Origin of the sequence: Pannonibacter sp. SL95 (assembly GCF_026672425.1) — a bacterium.
GTDB lineage: Bacteria > Pseudomonadota > Alphaproteobacteria > Rhizobiales > Stappiaceae > Pannonibacter.
On record NZ_JAPPRC010000003.1, the window covers coordinates 849,597 to 863,736 of the forward strand.

Genomic DNA, 14,140 nt, shown 5'->3' on the forward strand with positions numbered 1-14,140 from the left:
AAGCCCTGCCGCGTGCCCATAAAAAACGCCCGGGGGAGGCCGGGCGTTTTTTTTGTGTCGGTGTTTCGCAGCCTTAGCTGGCGCTGAAAGTCGACAGGGTTGCACGAATGCGCGGGTTGCTCAGATCAATCTCCGGCTTCCAGGCGAAGCGGCGAGTGCGGCGACGGCGCGTAAACAGAGCGGTGAACATTTTGAACTCTTTTGGTTTCCGGCGGGAGCCCTGCACAGGAGTTGCGCAAGTCGCTGCCCACTTTTTGATCGGAATGCGCGATATATAACCTTTCTTCGCAAGTGCACAATCCGGCTTTCCCGAGGGGCAGGGATGCGTTTTCCGCATGGCCGGTTTCCGTCCGTTAGCAAATGGCCGGTTGCCGCGCCGCAAGGCTTGTCTCGCGGCTGGGTCTGCGCATAAGTGTCCCATGCATTCGCTTCTGTCGTTCCTTCCCGCCCGCCTGACCCGCCGCCTCATCCACGGCGCTGCGCTCCTGCGCCACGCGCATACGCTCGGGGTGCGTGTCCTGGTGCGCGATGCCTCCGGCTATGTCCTGCTCGTCCGTCACACCTATCTGCCCGGTTGGTACTTCCCCGGCGGCGGTGTGGATGTGGGCGAGACCCTGAGCGAGGCGGCGCGGCGCGAGATCTTCGAGGAAACCGGCATCACGGCCCGCAGCGAGCCCGTCCTGCTCGGCCTCTACCACAACCGCGAGACCACCCGCCGCGATCACGTGGCGCTGTTCGAGATCGCGGAGTGGACCCCGCCGAGCCGCAGCCCCGTCCCCAATGCCGAGATCGCCGAGGCCCGTTTCTTTTCCCCGCTGGCCTTGCCGGCGGAAGTGACCAGCGCCACCCGGCGGCGCCTCGACGAGATTGCAGGGCATCTGGCTCCGAGCGCGATCTGGTGAGCCGGATGATTTTTTCGTGGACCTCGTCCGCCTGTGCGTGTTAGTGCGATTCATAGGGCTTCGCTTCAGAAGCCAGCTGCAGGATATGCGATGACCGCGTGCCACGACCAACGACGACGACGTTGCCGGCGAGATCCGTTCTCGTCCGCCTTCGCACGTCTGGTTGCTGGCTGCTGAGCGGATCATCCGCTTCGGCGGATACGGGCAACGGACGCGACTGATGTCCATATCTGCCCAGGATCCCCTGACCATGAAAGCCGACACCTGGTTCATTCGCCTCGAGCACCCTTGCGACGAGGCCGCAGTTGACGCCCTGCAAGCCGCAGCCTTTGGCCCTGGCCGCTTTGCCCGCACAGCCTTCCGCATCCGCGAGGGCATCCCGCATGACGAGCGCCTCAGCTACGTCGGCCTTGCCGGCGATCAGGTCGCTGGTTCCGTCCGTCTGACGCGCATCCGCATCGGCGACACGCCGGCGATGCTGCTCGGGCCGCTGACTGTCGCGCCGGAGTACAAGAACCGGGGTCTTGGCAAGCTCCTGATGCGCACGGCGCTCGATGAGGCGCGGCGGCTCGGCGAGACTGCCGTACTGCTGGTGGGCGATCCGCCCTATTACGGTCCCTTCGGCTTCGATCCGGTGCCCTTCGGCCGCATTGTCATGCCCGGGCCGGTCGATCCGAACCGGTTGCTGGTCGCGATGCTGGACGGCTCGCCGATGCCGTCCGGTCTCGTTCGCGGCGGAGCGGTTTAAGCCCGGATCAGCGCAAGCAGGTCGGAGCGGCTGGCGGTGTAGTCACTGTCAGCCCAGACCGTCCTGAGGCGTGCAAGCTCTGCCCCGAGCGCCGGGCCTTTTTCCAGCCCAAGCTCGATCAGGTCGCGTCCCGTCACCGGAAACACCGGTGCGGTCCAGTCCGTCAGCAAGGCCCGCGCGGCGGCAAGCTGCCCTTCGTCCTCGCCTCTGGCCCTCAGCATCGCGGCCGCCAGTGCCAGACCATCGGCCGCCGTCGCCACGCCCTCGTCGACCAGGAGCGCCTTGACGACGCGCTGCGCATCCGGGGCGGCCACGATGTGATCGGCTGCCAGTCTTGCGCCAACCATCCGCTCGCGTTCGGCATTGGACAACCGCAGGCGCTCGGCCAGCCGTTCAAGGTCATCGGTCTCGAAACCGAACAGCGCGGCGAGGCAGACCGGCGCTGCGGCGGCCTCCGGCAGATCCGGCTGCAAGTGTTTCAGCGCCTCGAAATCAGCAAGCCGCGCAACCCCACCGGCTACGATCTCCAGGATCCCGCTGTCTTCCATCAGATGGACGACGGGTGCGGCACCCGCCGTCGTGACCAGTCGCTTCAGCTCGGTCCCGATCCGCTCGGCAGACAGCTGGCGCAGACCATCGCGCAGGGCAATCGAGGCGCTGAGGCCTTCGGCGTCCAGATCCCCCTGACCATAGCTCGCGTGCATGCGGAAAAAGCGCAGGATGCGCAGATAGTCTTCCCGGATTCGCTGGCTGGCATCGCCAATGAAACGCACCCGGCGGGCGAGGCAATCGGCAAGCCCGCCCAAGGGGTCATGCAGCGTGCCATCGGCGGAGCAATAAAGCGCGTTCAGCGTGAAATCGCGCCGTGCCGCGTCATGCGTCCAGTCCCGCCCGAACCGCACCACCGCGTGGCGCCCGAAAGTTTCAACGTCCTCGCGCAAGGTGGTGATCTCGAAGGCCTCGCCCGAACTCACCACCGTCACCGTGCCGTGGTCGATGCCGGTCGGGATGGCCTTCAGACCGGCCTTCTCGGCCCGTCGCATCACCTGCTGCGGCAGGGCCGTCGTGCACAGGTCGACATCCATGACCGGTTCGCCGATCAGGCTGTTTCGCACCGCCCCGCCGACAGCGCGCAATTCGTCGCCGTCCTGTTCGATCGCATCGAACACCCGTTGCAGGGCAGGGGTGCCAAGCCAGTCGGCGCCGGCCAGCGAGGGCAGACTGCTATTCATAATGCCCCGGAATGAGCACCCCGTCGCGGAACTCGGCGGGCTTGTATTCCTTGTCCTGCGGCATCCGGTCAAAGCTAGCCATCAGCACGAAGCCGCCAATGCTGATGAGGAGCCCGCTGAACACGAGCCAGAACACGGGCCCGTTGCGCCAGTTGTCGGCACTCTGTCCCTTGCGGGTAAACCAGAGCCACAGCGCATAGCCGATAAACGGCAGCAGGAAGAACAGGAGCTGGGTCAGAACCACGCGCAGCATCAGCCATACACCGTTTCGTAAAGGGAGCGGACGATGCCCGCCGTGACGCCCCAGATGTATCTGGTTTCATAGGGCATGGCATAGAAATAGCGCGCCTGGCCCTGCCAGTCCCGGCTTTGGCGCAAATGATTTGCCGGATCCATCAGGAAGCCGAGCGGAACCTCGAACACGTCCGCCACCTCGCCGGGGTTCGGTGTCAAAACCGGATCGCCGCTGACGAAGCCGATGATCGGTGTCACCCGGTAGCCCGAGCCGGTGAGATAGGGGGCAAGCCGGGCGAAGGGTTCGACATGATCGCGGCTGAGGCCGATTTCCTCCTCGGCCTCGCGCAGGGCCGCCATTTCCGGCGTCCCGTCTTCCGGGTCGATCTTTCCACCTGGAAACGCCACCTGGCCGGCATGGGCGTTCAGATGGGCGGTGCGTTCGGTGAACAGCACGCTGGCCCGCCCTTGTCCCCGGTCGAGAATCGGGATCAGCACGGCCGCCTCGCGCGGCGCGCCGGTCCACTTGGCATAAGGCCCCATGTCCGGATTGAGGACATGGTCGCCCGTCACCAGGTCCGCCGGCACGGGCAGCCGGGCGCTGGCCCGGGTCCGGAACTCCGCAACGCCGAAGGGGGCAAGGTCGAGAACACTCACGCTGCAGTCTCCCCGGTCGTGTCTTCGCTCAGCACAGTCAGCGCCTCCGGCGGCAAGGCAAAGAAGGCTCCCTCACTCCATACGCCGGTTTCGCCATTTCGGACGTCGAAAAGCGCAGCCAGCTCGTAGAGCAGTGGCCTCGACAGCAGCGCCTCAAGCCGCCCGCGAACCAGCACATAGGGCTTCAGGCCTTCGGTTTCTGGCTCCACCACGAAGCGGAGGGGATGCTCCGGCCCCGCTGTCACCACATCGCCGACACTGGTGCGCAAAGTGAGTCGCTGCGCTGCACTCTCGCCCTCCGCGTGCAGTTCGACCGCCAGGAAGGGGGCGTCATCCACCCGGATGCGCACCTTTTCCACAGGGGTCACAAGATAGTGAGCGCCGTCCTCGTCGCGCCGCAGCACCGAGGCGAACAGGCGCACCAGGGCCTCCCGGCCGATGGGGGAGCCCATGTAGTGCCAGGTGCCGTCAACCGCGATGCGCATGTCGAGATCACCGCAGAATGGCGGGTTCCAGCGCTCCACCGGCGGCTTGCGGCCATTGCCGGCACCGGCACGGGCCAGCAGCGCGGTCAGTCCTGCATCCAGTTGCGTCATCGTCTCGTCCCGTTGTGCCGCTGGCCTGTCGATCCTGACCCGTGGCCGCGCCATTGTTCCGCCATGTCCCGGCGCTGTGATCTGCTTCGTCGGTCCGCCGCGTAGCCTCAGCATAGCCCTGCTTGCCAGAATTAGCGGCTTACGGGTGTAAAGATATGCTGTCAGAGTGGCAGGACCAATGGCCCGTTCGGCCAGTCCGTCCGGTGGTGATGCAGGCAAAGCGAAGAGGTCCGCGATGAGCGCAATCAGCCCCTCCCCAGAAACGGATCCCGCCGCGATCGTGGCCGAGGCCGAAAAGGCCGTTGCCCGGATCGGCGAGGCGAAAGCGGATATCGCCCGCGTCATCTTCGGTCAGGAAAGCGTCGTCGAGCGCGCTCTGGTGACCATCCTTGCCGGCGGCCACGGGCTCCTTGTCGGCGTTCCCGGCCTTGCCAAGACCAAGCTGGTCGACACACTCGGCACGGTGCTTGGCCTCAACGCCCGCCGCGTCCAGTTCACCCCGGACCTTATGCCCTCCGACATTCTTGGCGCCGAAGTCATGGAACAGTCGGCCGACGGCGTGCGTGCGTTCCGCTTCATTGCAGGGCCGGTGTTCTGCCAGCTCCTGATGGCCGATGAAATCAACCGTGCCAGCCCGCGCACCCAGTCGGCCCTCCTGCAGGCGATGCAGGAATACCACGTCACCGTTGCCGGCCAGCCGCATGACCTGCCGCGCCCGTTCCATGTCCTGGCCACCCAGAACCCGCTGGAGCAGGAAGGCACCTATCCCCTGCCGGAAGCCCAGCTTGACCGTTTCCTGATGCAGATTGACGTGCATTATCCCTCGCTTGAGGCCGAACGGCGCATTCTTCTGGAAACCACCGGTGCGGGCGAAGCCAAGGCCAAGGGCGTCCTGAACGGCGAGGAACTCGCCGCGATCCAGACCCTCGTCCGCCGCATGCCGGTTGGCGAAAGCGTCGTCGAGGCGATCCTCACGCTCGTGCGGGCGGCTCGCCCGGCTGACGGCGGTGCCGGCGATGACCTGCAGCGCCTCATCGCCTGGGGCCCGGGCCCACGCGCCAGCCAGGCCCTGATGCTGACGGTTCGTGCCCGCGCCCTGCTGGAAGGTCGGCTTGCCCCGTCCATCGACGACGTCCTGGCGCTGGCCGAGCCGGTGTTGCAACACCGCATGGCCTTGACCTTCGCCGCACGTGCCGACGGCCATACCGTCCGGGACGTGATCGGCCGGCTGAAGTCCAGGATCGGCTGAGGCGGGAGAGCTGAATGGCGCGCGGCGCGGAGACAGCCACATCCAGGACCGAGCGGGACACCGCCGCAAGCCCCTCGCTTGCCGGCCCTGCCACCATGGGCGAGGCCCGCAGCCTTGCGGACGCCTTGCCGGATCTCCTTGTTGACGCGCGCCACATCGGCAACACCGTGTCTGCTGGCTGGCATGGGCGCCGCCGCTCCGGTCCCGGTGAGACCTTCTGGCAGTTCCGCCCCTTCACCATGGGTGAGCCAGCACGCCGCATCGACTGGCGCCGTTCGGCCCGCGATGACCATCTCTACGTTCGCGAACGGGAGTGGGAGGCGGCGCATACGCTCTGGCTGTGGGCCGACCTGTCGTCGTCCATGGCCTTCCGCTCAAATCTCAGTGCCGTGTCAAAGCGCGACCGCGCAGTCGTCCTGATGCTTGCGCTGGCCGACATGCTGGCCGGCAGCGGCGAACGCATCGGCCTGCCGGGCGTGACCCGTCCGCTGGCAGACCGCAATGCGGCCGAGCGGCTGGCCGATGCGCTGGTGCATCTGGCAAAGCCTGCCGCCTTGCCCGACGCCACCGGCATCCGCCGCTTTTCGGATGTCGTGCTGATCGCCGACTTTCTCGATCCCATCGCTGACATTGCCGCCTGGGTCGCCCATGTTGCGGGCACTGGCGCGCGCGGCGCGCTGGTCCAGGTGCTGGACCCGATCGAGGAAACGTTCCCCTTCGATGGCCGGGTCGAGTTCCGCGATCCCGAAAGCGGCCTCAAGCTGACGACGGGGCGCGCCGAAGGCTGGCGTGCGGCCTATCAGGCGCGCCTTGCGGAACGCAAGGACGCCCTGCGCCAGATCGCCACCCGCGCCGGCTGGAGTTACATCCTGCATCACACTGATCGCTCGGCGACCGAGCCTCTGCTGGCGCTGCACGAGCGTCTCAGCGGCCATTCGGATGCCCTTGCGGCCAAGGGAGGGCGACTGTGATGTTTGGCCTGCCGCTCGCCTTCGCCACGCCGCTTGTTCTGGGTGCTCTCGTCCTGCTTCCCGTGATCTGGTGGCTGCTTCGCTTCACGCCGCCGCGCCCGCGCGAGGTTACCTTTCCGCCAACCCGGCTGCTGATCGACATCGAGAAGCGCGAGGAAACGCCGCAGAAGAGCCCGTGGTGGCTCACCTTGCTGCGCCTGCTCATCGCTGCGCTGCTGATCCTGGCGCTCGCCGGGCCGATGTGGCGCCCTGCGGACCGGCTGGAGCTTGGGGCCGGCCCGGTGCTGCTGCTGCTCGACAACGGCTGGACCTCCGCCACTGACTGGGATCGCCAGATCGTGGCGGCCCGGGGCGTCCTCGATCTCGCCGAGGCTGCCGAGGTGCCGGTCATGCTGGCCGCCACCGCCGATGGCCCGGCCCAGCCGCTTGCCCCGACCTCCGCAGCCATTGCCGCCGAGCGTCTGCGCGCCATGGCGCCGCAGCCCTGGGAGCGTCAGCGTGCGGAGCTGGTGACCGCCCTGCGCAAGGCGATGGCTGAGGCTGCCCCCAGCCATATCGTCTGGATTTCGGACGGCTTGCAGGACCCTTCGGCTGGCGGCTTCCAGCGCGATCTTTCCGCTCTTGCCGGCACTATCCCGGTAACGCTTTACACCGGTGCGCGCACGCCGCAGGGCATTGCCGCCCTGTCCAGCACGGCGGACGCCCTGACCGCGACCGTCATCCGCGCGCCGGAGGGCGGCGCGGACGACGTCCGCCTCCTGGCGCTCGATCCCAAGGGGCTGGTGCTGGGCGAGGCCACCGCCCGTTTTGATGCCGATGCGGTCAATGCAGAGGCAACCTTTGCCCTGCCCAGCGAGTTGCGCAATGACATCGCCCGGCTGGAAATCGAGGGCGAACGCTCCACGGGTGCCGTGAAGCTGATTGATGACAGCTGGCGCCGCCGCACCGTTGGCCTGATCTCCGGTGCGGGCGCTGATCAGGCGCAGCCGCTGTTGTCACCGCTCTACTATCTGCAACGGGCGCTCGCGCCGTTTGCCGACCTGCGCCTGCCGCGCCAGGGCGATCTTGGCGAGGCGATCCCGGAGCTGCTCGAGCAGGGCGTCTCCGTCGTGATGCTCGCCGATGTCGGCCGTCTGCCGGATCCGGCCGTCGAGGCTCTGGACCGCTGGGTTCGTGGCGGCGGGCTCCTGGTACGCTTTGCCGGTCCGCGCACGGCCGGTGGCACTGATGATCTCCTGCCCGTCGCGCTCAGGGCCGGCGGGCGTACCCTTGGCGGCAGCCTGTCCTGGGAACAGCCGCAGAAGCTTGCGCCTTTCCCGGCCGCCTCGCCCTTTGCCGGGCTCGCTGTCCCTGACGAGGTGCTGGTGTCGCGTCAGGTGCTCGCCGAACCGACGGCGGATCTGCCCGAGCGAAGCTGGGCCATGCTGACGGATGGCACGCCGCTCGTCACCGCCGGCCGGCGCGGGGAGGGGGCCATTGTCCTGTTCCATGTCACCGCGGACAGCGCCTGGTCCAACCTGCCGCTCTCTGGCACCTATGTCGACATGCTGCGCCGCATCGTAGCCTCTGCCAGCGCCGTGGCCGCCGCCCCGGAGGCCGATGCCGCCATTGCCACCGACGAGGGGCTCGACACCGAGGTCCGCTCCGTGCTGCCGCCTCTGCGCCTTCTGGATGGCTACGGCGCATTCGGCCCGCCGCTGGCCGAAGTCACCCCGATCTCTGCCTCGGCCTTTGCCACCACGCGCGCCAGCCGCGACACACCCCCGGGTCTTTACGGCAGCGAGGACGGCTACCGGGCGCTCAACCTGCTAACGGGGGGAGAGGCCCTGCTGCCGCTCGACACCTCGGCCTTCGGATCAAGCCTTGATGTCCGCCCCTATCTCGATGCCGAACCGGTCGATCTGCGCGCCGGGCTGTTCACCGCCGCCTTCCTGCTGCTGGCGCTGGATGCCCTCGTGGTGCTGCTGATGGCGGGCCTGATCAGCCGTCTGCGCCTTGCCCGCGTTGGTGCAACCGTTGCGCTGGTGGCCGGTCTCGGTCTTGCCGCAGCGCTCCTCGGCCCCTCGCATCCGGCGGCCGCGCAGGCGACCTCCTCTGATGACATCCGGGCGCTTGAGGCCACCGTTGAGACCCGTCTGGCCTATGTCGTCACCGGCAACCCGGAGATCGACGAGGCCAGCCGCGCCGGTCTCGATGGCCTCTCCCGGTATCTGGCTGCCCGCACGGCGCTGGAACCCGGCGCGCCCATCGGGCTGGATATCTCCCGTGACGAACTGGCCTTCTTTGCGCTGCTGTACTGGCCCATCGACCCGGCGAGCCCCAAGCCCGATGCCCGCACCATGAGCCGCATCGACGGCTTCATGCGCGGCGGCGGCACCATCCTGTTCGACACCCGTGACCACATCACCACCTCGGCCACCGGCCTGTCCGGCACGCCGGCAACGCTGAAGCTGCGCGAGATCCTTGAAGGGCTGGATGTTCCGGCGCTGGAACCGGTGCCTGCCGATCATGTACTGACCAAGGCCTTCTTCCTGCTCGACAGTTTCCCCGGCCGCTTTGCCACCAGCCCGCTCTGGGTGGAGGCCTCGGATGAAAGCCCCGAAGGCACCGACCGGCCCGTGCGCGCCGGTGATGGCGTCACTCCGATCCTCATCACCGGCAATGACTTTGCCTCCGCCTGGGCAGTCGATGCCGGTGGCAATCCGCTTTATCCGACCGTGCCGGACGATCCGGACCAGCGCGAATACGCCTTCCGCGCCGGCGTCAACATTGTGATCTACAGCCTGACCGGCAACTACAAGGCCGATCAGGTCCATGTGCCGGCCCTGCTCGAACGGCTTGGCCAGTGAAGGAGGCGTGGCAATGATCTGGTCTGTCTCCTTTGATCCCTTCGTCCCCGTCTGGGGCCTGCTGGCCGGCGCGGCTCTCATTGCTCTGTTCCTTGGGGTCGCGCTGTTTCTGCGTCTGCGCGGCGGTCTCCTGCGCAGCTTTGCCCTGGCGCTCGTCCTGCTGGCGCTCGCCAATCCGGCCCTTGAGCGCGAGGACCGGGAGCCTCTCTCCAGCGTTGTCGCCGTCGTCGTCGACAAGAGCCAGAGCCAGACCCTCGACGGCCGTGACGCCGCGACATCGGCCGCACTTGCCGAACTGGAGACCCGCATTGCCGCCTTGCCGGGGTTCGAGCTGCGCCGCATCGAGGCCAGTCCCTCGCTTAGCGATGACGGCACCGCACTGTTCGGCGCGCTGGCGGAAGGTCTTGCCGATGTGCCGCCGGACCGCGTTGGCGGCGCAATCCTTCTCACCGACGGCCAGGTGCATGACATTCCCGGCTCAAGCGCCGCGCTCGGCTTCAACGCTCCGCTGCATGCGCTGGTCACCGGGCGTCCGGACGAGGGTGATCGCCGCCTGTCGCTGGTTCGTGCGCCCCGCTTCGGCCTTGTCGGGTCAGAGCAGGTCGTGACACTGAATCTGGAGGATGGCGGCACCTTGCCGGGGGGCGATGGCAGTGCGGCCACCTTGCGCGTGCGCCGCGACGGAGAGCTGGTCAACGAGCTGCGCGTGCGGCCCGGCTCGCGCATCGAGGTTCCAGTCGAGATCGGACACGGCGGCCAGAACATCTTCGAGTTCGAGGCGGCAACCCTGCCCGGTGAACTGACTCCGCTCAACAACCGCGTCGTCGTCACCATCGATGGCATCCGCGAGAATCTGCGGGTTCTCCTGGTGTCCGGCTCTCCCCATGCGGGCGAGCGCACCTGGCGCAATCTGCTGAAGTCGGATGCCTCCGTCGATCTGGTGCATTTCACCATCCTGCGCCCACCGGAAAAGCAGGACGGCACCCCGGTCAACCAGCTGTCCCTGATCGCCTTCCCGACGCGCGAGCTGTTCTCGGAAAAGATCGACCAGTTCGACCTCATCATCTTCGACCGCTATGTGAACCGCGGCGTCTTGCCGATGCTGTATTTCGACAACATCGCCCGCTATGTGCGGGCCGGCGGGGCGCTGCTCATCGCCGGCGGGCCGGATTACGCGCAAGGCTCGACGATCTACCAGACACCCATGGCGCCGGTCCTGCCGGCGCGCCCGACCGGCAACGTCATTGAAACGCCCTACCATGCCCGGGTCTCCGACATCGGCAACCGGCATCCGGTCACGCGCGGTCTGCCGGGTGCCAAGTCCGAACCACCCCAGTGGAGCCGCTGGTTCCGCGCGGTGGAAGCCGAGGTCGATGCGGGTCAGTCGCTGATGTCCGGCCCCTCAGACACGCCGCTTCTTGTGCTCAACCGCGAGGAAGCCGGCCGCGTCGCTGTGCTGCTGTCCGATCACGTCTGGCTCTGGGCGCGCGGCTATGAGGGCGGCGGCCCGCATGTGCCCTTGCTGCGCCGTCTCGGCCACTGGCTGATGCAGGAACCGGATCTGGAGGAAGAAGCCCTCAGGATCAGCCTGCGTGGGTCCGAACTCATCCTCGAGCGCCAGACCCTTGGCGACACGGCGGCCGATGTCACGCTCACCTTGCCCACGGGCGGCACTAAGGTGCTGACCTTGAGCGAAGCGGAACCCGGCCTTTGGCGCGCCAGCCAGGCGGCAACCGAACTCGGGCTCTACTCGGCCACGGATGGCGAGCGCACGGCCCTCATCCATGTCGGGCCGCAGAACCCGCGCGAGTTCTCCGACGTGCTCTCCACCACGGAAAAGCTTGGGCCTCTGTCCGCCCAGACCGGAGGTGCAGCGCTGCGCATTGCCGACATCGGCGGCGGTCAGTCGATCCCGCGCATCGTGCCGCTCAAGCGGGCTGATGACTATGCCGGGTCCGGCTGGATTGGGCTCAAGACAACGGACGCCAGCGTGCTGAAGGGCATTGACCGGATCCCGCTTCTCTCCGGTCTCCTTGGCCTTGCCCTTCTGCTTGGCGCCCTGTCCGTTACCTGGTTCCGCGAGGGGCGTTAGCCCCTCTCAGGGCCACTTCACCACAGGCGGCATGGACGACAGGATCGAGGCGACATTGCCGCCGGTCTTCAGGCCAAAGATCGTGCCGCGGTCGTAGAGCAGGTTGTACTCCACATAGCGTCCGCGCCGGATCAGCTGTTCCTCGCGCTCGGCCTCGCTCCACGGCTTCTCGAAATTCGCCTCGACCAGTTTGGGGTAGATGTCGAGAAACGCCAGCCCGACATCGCGCGTCAGGGCGAAGTCCGCGTCCCAGTCGCCGGAATTGACGTAGTCGTAGAAAATGCCGCCGATACCGCGCGGCTCGTTGCGATGCTTCAGGAAGAAATAGTCGTCGCACCAGGCCTTGAAGGCGGGATAGTCCGCATTCTTGTGCGGCGCGCAGGCGTTTTCCATCGCCTTGTGAAAGGCCATGCTGTCCGGATCGGTCTGGGTGCGGCGCGCGTCCAGCACCGGGGTCAGGTCGGCGCCGCCGCCAAACCACTGCCGCGTCGTCACGACCATGCGCGTGTTCATGTGCACGGCCGGGACATGCGGGTTCTGCGGATGCGCGATCAGGCTGATGCCGGAGGCCCAGAAGCGCGGGTCTTCCGACGCCCCGGGGATCTGGCCCCGGAATTCCGGCGAGAACTCGCCGTAGACGGTGGACACATGCACGCCCACCTTCTCGAACACCCGGCCATGCATCATCGACATGACACCGCCGCCGCCCTTGGCTCCGCTGGCATCGGTTCGCTCCCAGGGCGTGCGCTCGAAGCGCCCGGCCGGCCGGTCCGCCAGCGGTCCGTTCAGCGCGCCGATCTTGTCCTCCAGCGCCTCGAACGACGCGCAGATCCGGTCGCGCAATTCGGCAAACCAGGCGGGCGCGGCGAGCTTCTTGGCCTCGATGTCCGCCGGCACAGGGCCGCCACGCTCTTGTCCGGTCTGCGGGGTCTTGTCGCTCATGGGCTGTCGCATCCTTTGGTGACCGGGCCTGGCCCGGCTTTCTCCTGCCGCCGTTCTAGCGGCCTGAGGCCTCTCTTGCAAAGCGCAGCAATGCCGCGCCTCGCCTTCAAACGCGCGCGAGCGGCGGAAAGTTCCCGGTCTGCCGCAACGCTTCGCCCAGAACCATGCCGGCGGACACGGCAACATTGAGCGACCGCATGCCCTCCGCCATCGGAATGACGATCCGCGCATCGGCCACCGCATGCACTGCGTCGGGGACCCCGGCCGACTCCCGCCCCATCATCACCAGATCCCCGGCCGCGAAGGCATGTCCGGTGTAGGCCACGCTCCCCCGCGTGGTCATCAGCACCAGCCGCCGCCCTTGTGCGCGCCGCCAGTCTTCAAAGGCTTCAAAGGTCACATGCCGGATCAGCGCCGCGCGCTCCAGATAGTCCATACCCGCCCGCTTCAGCGCATGATCCGACAGCGGAAACCCCGCCGGCTCGATCAGATGCACTTTCACATTCAAGCAAGCCGCCATGCGCAGCATGGTGCCTGTGTTCTGGGGAATATCTGGCTGATAGAGGACGAGATCGGGCATGGACAGTTCGGTTCGGATGATGCCCGTGACCGATATGGCTGCGCCGCAGGACTTGCAAGCCCTGCGGCGCTTTTGCTTTGCTGCTGAGGGGCTGCGCGGTCAGCCGCCGTTGACCTCGGCCAGCAGTTCGGTTGCTGCCAGCTTGCCCAACGCATTGCCTGCCAGCGGACTGTCACCGGTCAACAGTTTCCCATCCTTGTGCACCTGGCCAGAGATGCCCGAGTTCAGGATCTCGAAGCCGAGCGCGGTCAGTTCCTCGCCGAATTTCCAGGTCAGATGACCGGGCATGTAGCCGATCTCCGGCGTCTGGGCGTCCATGGCATCCGGGAAGGCGACGATCTTCTTGCCCTTGTAGATCGGGCTGTCCGCGCCGACCGCCAGGAAGGCGGCCGGGCCATGGCAGAGCGAGATCACGAACTTGTCGTTCGCGGCGGCCCATTCAAGCACAGCCTTGACCTCGGGGCTCTTGGGCAGACCGATCAACGCGCCATGCCCGCCGGGGATGAACACGCCGATGTAATCGGACTGGTCGCCGATGGACTGTTCGACAACATCCGCAAGCTCGCGCGGTGCTTTGATCTGATCGGCGTATTTGGCGAAGAGCCCGGTGATTTCCTCGTCTTCGTTGGGCATCGCCCAGAACTCGAATTTCATCGGGTTGCCCGACGGGGTGGCAAACTCGAAGCCAAACCCGGCCTTTTCCAGATGGTACAGCGGCAGCAAGGTCTCGACCGGGTGGTTCCCGGTAGAAAACATGGTTCCATTGGCGAGCAACAGGTAACGTTCGTCTGCACCGATCACCAGGATCTTCCAGCGCTTGCCGGTATAGGGCATGGCGTATTCCGCTCCTGACAGATCAGATTTTGAAGACGTAAACTGACTGAGGGAGTATGGGGAGGGAAAGAAGGCGTTGTCTTCAGCCGGATCCGGTGTTGGCTTCATGTCTTGGTTGGTGGGTTGTGTCATTTTCTATATCCGTTTCTCTGTGCTTTTTGATATTTCTTTAGGGTAATTTTTGGAAATTATGCCAAAGGCAAGATCCGAATTGTTTTGGATGGATGCGATCTGGCTGCGAATGTTCGTTGTAT

At 66.5% G+C, this 14,140-nt stretch carries 13 protein-coding genes; 6 read left to right on the forward strand and 7 right to left on the reverse strand.

Annotation, left to right across the window (positions count from 1 at the left end):
* The first annotated feature begins 419 nt into the window (after nucleotides 1-419).
* Both OVA12_RS04510 and OVA12_RS04515 read left to right on the forward strand, forming a co-directional pair.
* A complete protein-coding gene (locus tag OVA12_RS04510; RefSeq protein WP_268134922.1) occupies nucleotides 420-902 on the forward strand; it encodes an NUDIX domain-containing protein in 483 nt (160 codons plus the stop codon).
* Between the two features lie 250 nt (nucleotides 903-1,152).
* Nucleotides 1,153-1,650, forward strand: a complete 498-nt coding sequence (locus OVA12_RS04515) for a GNAT family N-acetyltransferase (protein ID WP_268137004.1) — start codon at nucleotides 1,153-1,155, stop codon at nucleotides 1,648-1,650.
* Here OVA12_RS04515 and OVA12_RS04520 read toward each other — a convergent pair.
* The 4 genes from OVA12_RS04520 to OVA12_RS04535 are packed head-to-tail and all read right to left on the reverse strand — an operon-like array spanning nucleotide 1,647 to nucleotide 4,369.
* On the reverse strand, nucleotides 1,647-2,882 hold the full coding sequence (locus OVA12_RS04520) for a CCA tRNA nucleotidyltransferase (protein ID WP_268134924.1): 1,236 nt from the start codon (nucleotides 2,880-2,882) through the stop codon (nucleotides 1,647-1,649). The two genes, OVA12_RS04515 and OVA12_RS04520, sit on opposite strands and share 4 nt — an antisense overlap.
* The gene (locus OVA12_RS04525) at nucleotides 2,875-3,135 is read right to left on the reverse strand and encodes a DUF6111 family protein (RefSeq protein WP_268134926.1); all 261 of its coding nucleotides are present in this window, start codon (nucleotides 3,133-3,135) and stop codon (nucleotides 2,875-2,877) included. Before OVA12_RS04525 ends, OVA12_RS04520 begins: the two co-directional genes overlap by 8 nt.
* A complete protein-coding gene (locus tag OVA12_RS04530; RefSeq protein ID WP_442793811.1) occupies nucleotides 3,135-3,773 on the reverse strand; it encodes a CoA pyrophosphatase in 639 nt (212 codons plus the stop codon). The genes OVA12_RS04525 and OVA12_RS04530 overlap by 1 nt, the downstream gene beginning before the upstream one ends.
* The gene (locus OVA12_RS04535) at nucleotides 3,770-4,369 is read right to left on the reverse strand and encodes a DUF1285 domain-containing protein (RefSeq protein ID WP_268134928.1); all 600 of its coding nucleotides are present in this window, start codon (nucleotides 4,367-4,369) and stop codon (nucleotides 3,770-3,772) included. Before OVA12_RS04535 ends, OVA12_RS04530 begins: the two co-directional genes overlap by 4 nt.
* 235 nt (nucleotides 4,370-4,604) lie before the next feature.
* Between OVA12_RS04535 and OVA12_RS04540 the strand changes: the two genes are divergently transcribed.
* From OVA12_RS04540 to OVA12_RS04555, 4 genes are all read left to right on the forward strand, one after another.
* Nucleotides 4,605-5,618, forward strand: a complete 1,014-nt coding sequence (locus OVA12_RS04540) for an AAA family ATPase (protein WP_268134930.1) — start codon at nucleotides 4,605-4,607, stop codon at nucleotides 5,616-5,618.
* A gap of 95 nt (nucleotides 5,619-5,713) precedes the next feature.
* Nucleotides 5,714-6,589 (forward strand): DUF58 domain-containing protein, encoded by an 876-nt coding sequence (locus tag OVA12_RS04545; protein WP_268137008.1) that lies wholly within the window; start codon nucleotides 5,714-5,716, stop codon nucleotides 6,587-6,589.
* Nucleotides 6,589-9,438: a DUF4159 domain-containing protein gene (locus OVA12_RS04550; RefSeq protein WP_268134932.1), complete on the forward strand. Its 2,850-nt coding sequence runs from the start codon at nucleotides 6,589-6,591 to the stop codon at nucleotides 9,436-9,438. Before OVA12_RS04545 ends, OVA12_RS04550 begins: the two co-directional genes overlap by 1 nt.
* A gap of 13 nt (nucleotides 9,439-9,451) precedes the next feature.
* The gene (locus tag OVA12_RS04555; RefSeq protein ID WP_268134934.1) at nucleotides 9,452-11,530 is read left to right on the forward strand and encodes a hypothetical protein; all 2,079 of its coding nucleotides are present in this window, start codon (nucleotides 9,452-9,454) and stop codon (nucleotides 11,528-11,530) included.
* 6 nt (nucleotides 11,531-11,536) lie between these two features.
* Here OVA12_RS04555 and hemF read toward each other — a convergent pair whose 3' ends face one another.
* The 3 genes from hemF to hchA form a co-directional block, all read right to left on the reverse strand.
* Complete coding sequence (gene hemF, locus OVA12_RS04560; RefSeq protein WP_268134936.1) at nucleotides 11,537-12,472, reverse strand: oxygen-dependent coproporphyrinogen oxidase; 936 nt, start codon at nucleotides 12,470-12,472, stop codon at nucleotides 11,537-11,539.
* A gap of 106 nt (nucleotides 12,473-12,578) precedes the next feature.
* A complete protein-coding gene (locus OVA12_RS04565) occupies nucleotides 12,579-13,052 on the reverse strand; it encodes a tRNA (cytidine(34)-2'-O)-methyltransferase (protein ID WP_268134938.1) in 474 nt (157 codons plus the stop codon).
* Nucleotides 13,053-13,151: 99 nt separating this feature from the next.
* Nucleotides 13,152-14,018 carry a glyoxalase III HchA gene (gene hchA, locus OVA12_RS04570; protein WP_268134940.1) on the reverse strand — a complete coding sequence of 289 codons (867 nt, stop codon included), beginning with the start codon at nucleotides 14,016-14,018 and terminating at the stop codon, nucleotides 13,152-13,154.
* Nucleotides 14,019-14,140 lie beyond the last annotated feature (122 nt).

Excerpts from the sequence above, each read along its gene's own strand:
- OVA12_RS04510 (WP_268134922.1), top strand. The coding sequence starts at position 420 with ATGCATTCGCTTCTGTCGTTCCTTCCCGCCCGCCTGACCCGCCGCCTC.
- OVA12_RS04515 (WP_268137004.1), top strand. The coding sequence starts at position 1,153 with ATGAAAGCCGACACCTGGTTCATTCGCCTCGAGCACCCTTGCGACGAG.
- OVA12_RS04520 (WP_268134924.1), bottom strand. The coding sequence starts at position 2,882 with ATGAATAGCAGTCTGCCCTCGCTGGCCGGCGCCGACTGGCTTGGCACC.
- OVA12_RS04525 (WP_268134926.1), bottom strand. The coding sequence starts at position 3,135 with ATGCTGCGCGTGGTTCTGACCCAGCTCCTGTTCTTCCTGCTGCCGTTT.
- OVA12_RS04535 (WP_268134928.1), bottom strand. The coding sequence starts at position 4,369 with ATGACGCAACTGGATGCAGGACTGACCGCGCTGCTGGCCCGTGCCGGT.
- OVA12_RS04540 (WP_268134930.1), top strand. The coding sequence starts at position 4,605 with ATGAGCGCAATCAGCCCCTCCCCAGAAACGGATCCCGCCGCGATCGTG.
- OVA12_RS04545 (WP_268137008.1), top strand. The coding sequence starts at position 5,714 with ATGGGCGAGGCCCGCAGCCTTGCGGACGCCTTGCCGGATCTCCTTGTT.
- OVA12_RS04550 (WP_268134932.1), top strand. The coding sequence starts at position 6,589 with ATGTTTGGCCTGCCGCTCGCCTTCGCCACGCCGCTTGTTCTGGGTGCT.
- OVA12_RS04555 (WP_268134934.1), top strand. The coding sequence starts at position 9,452 with ATGATCTGGTCTGTCTCCTTTGATCCCTTCGTCCCCGTCTGGGGCCTG.
- hemF (WP_268134936.1), bottom strand. The coding sequence starts at position 12,472 with ATGAGCGACAAGACCCCGCAGACCGGACAAGAGCGTGGCGGCCCTGTG.
- OVA12_RS04565 (WP_268134938.1), bottom strand. The coding sequence starts at position 13,052 with ATGCCCGATCTCGTCCTCTATCAGCCAGATATTCCCCAGAACACAGGC.
- hchA (WP_268134940.1), bottom strand. The coding sequence starts at position 14,018 with ATGACACAACCCACCAACCAAGACATGAAGCCAACACCGGATCCGGCT.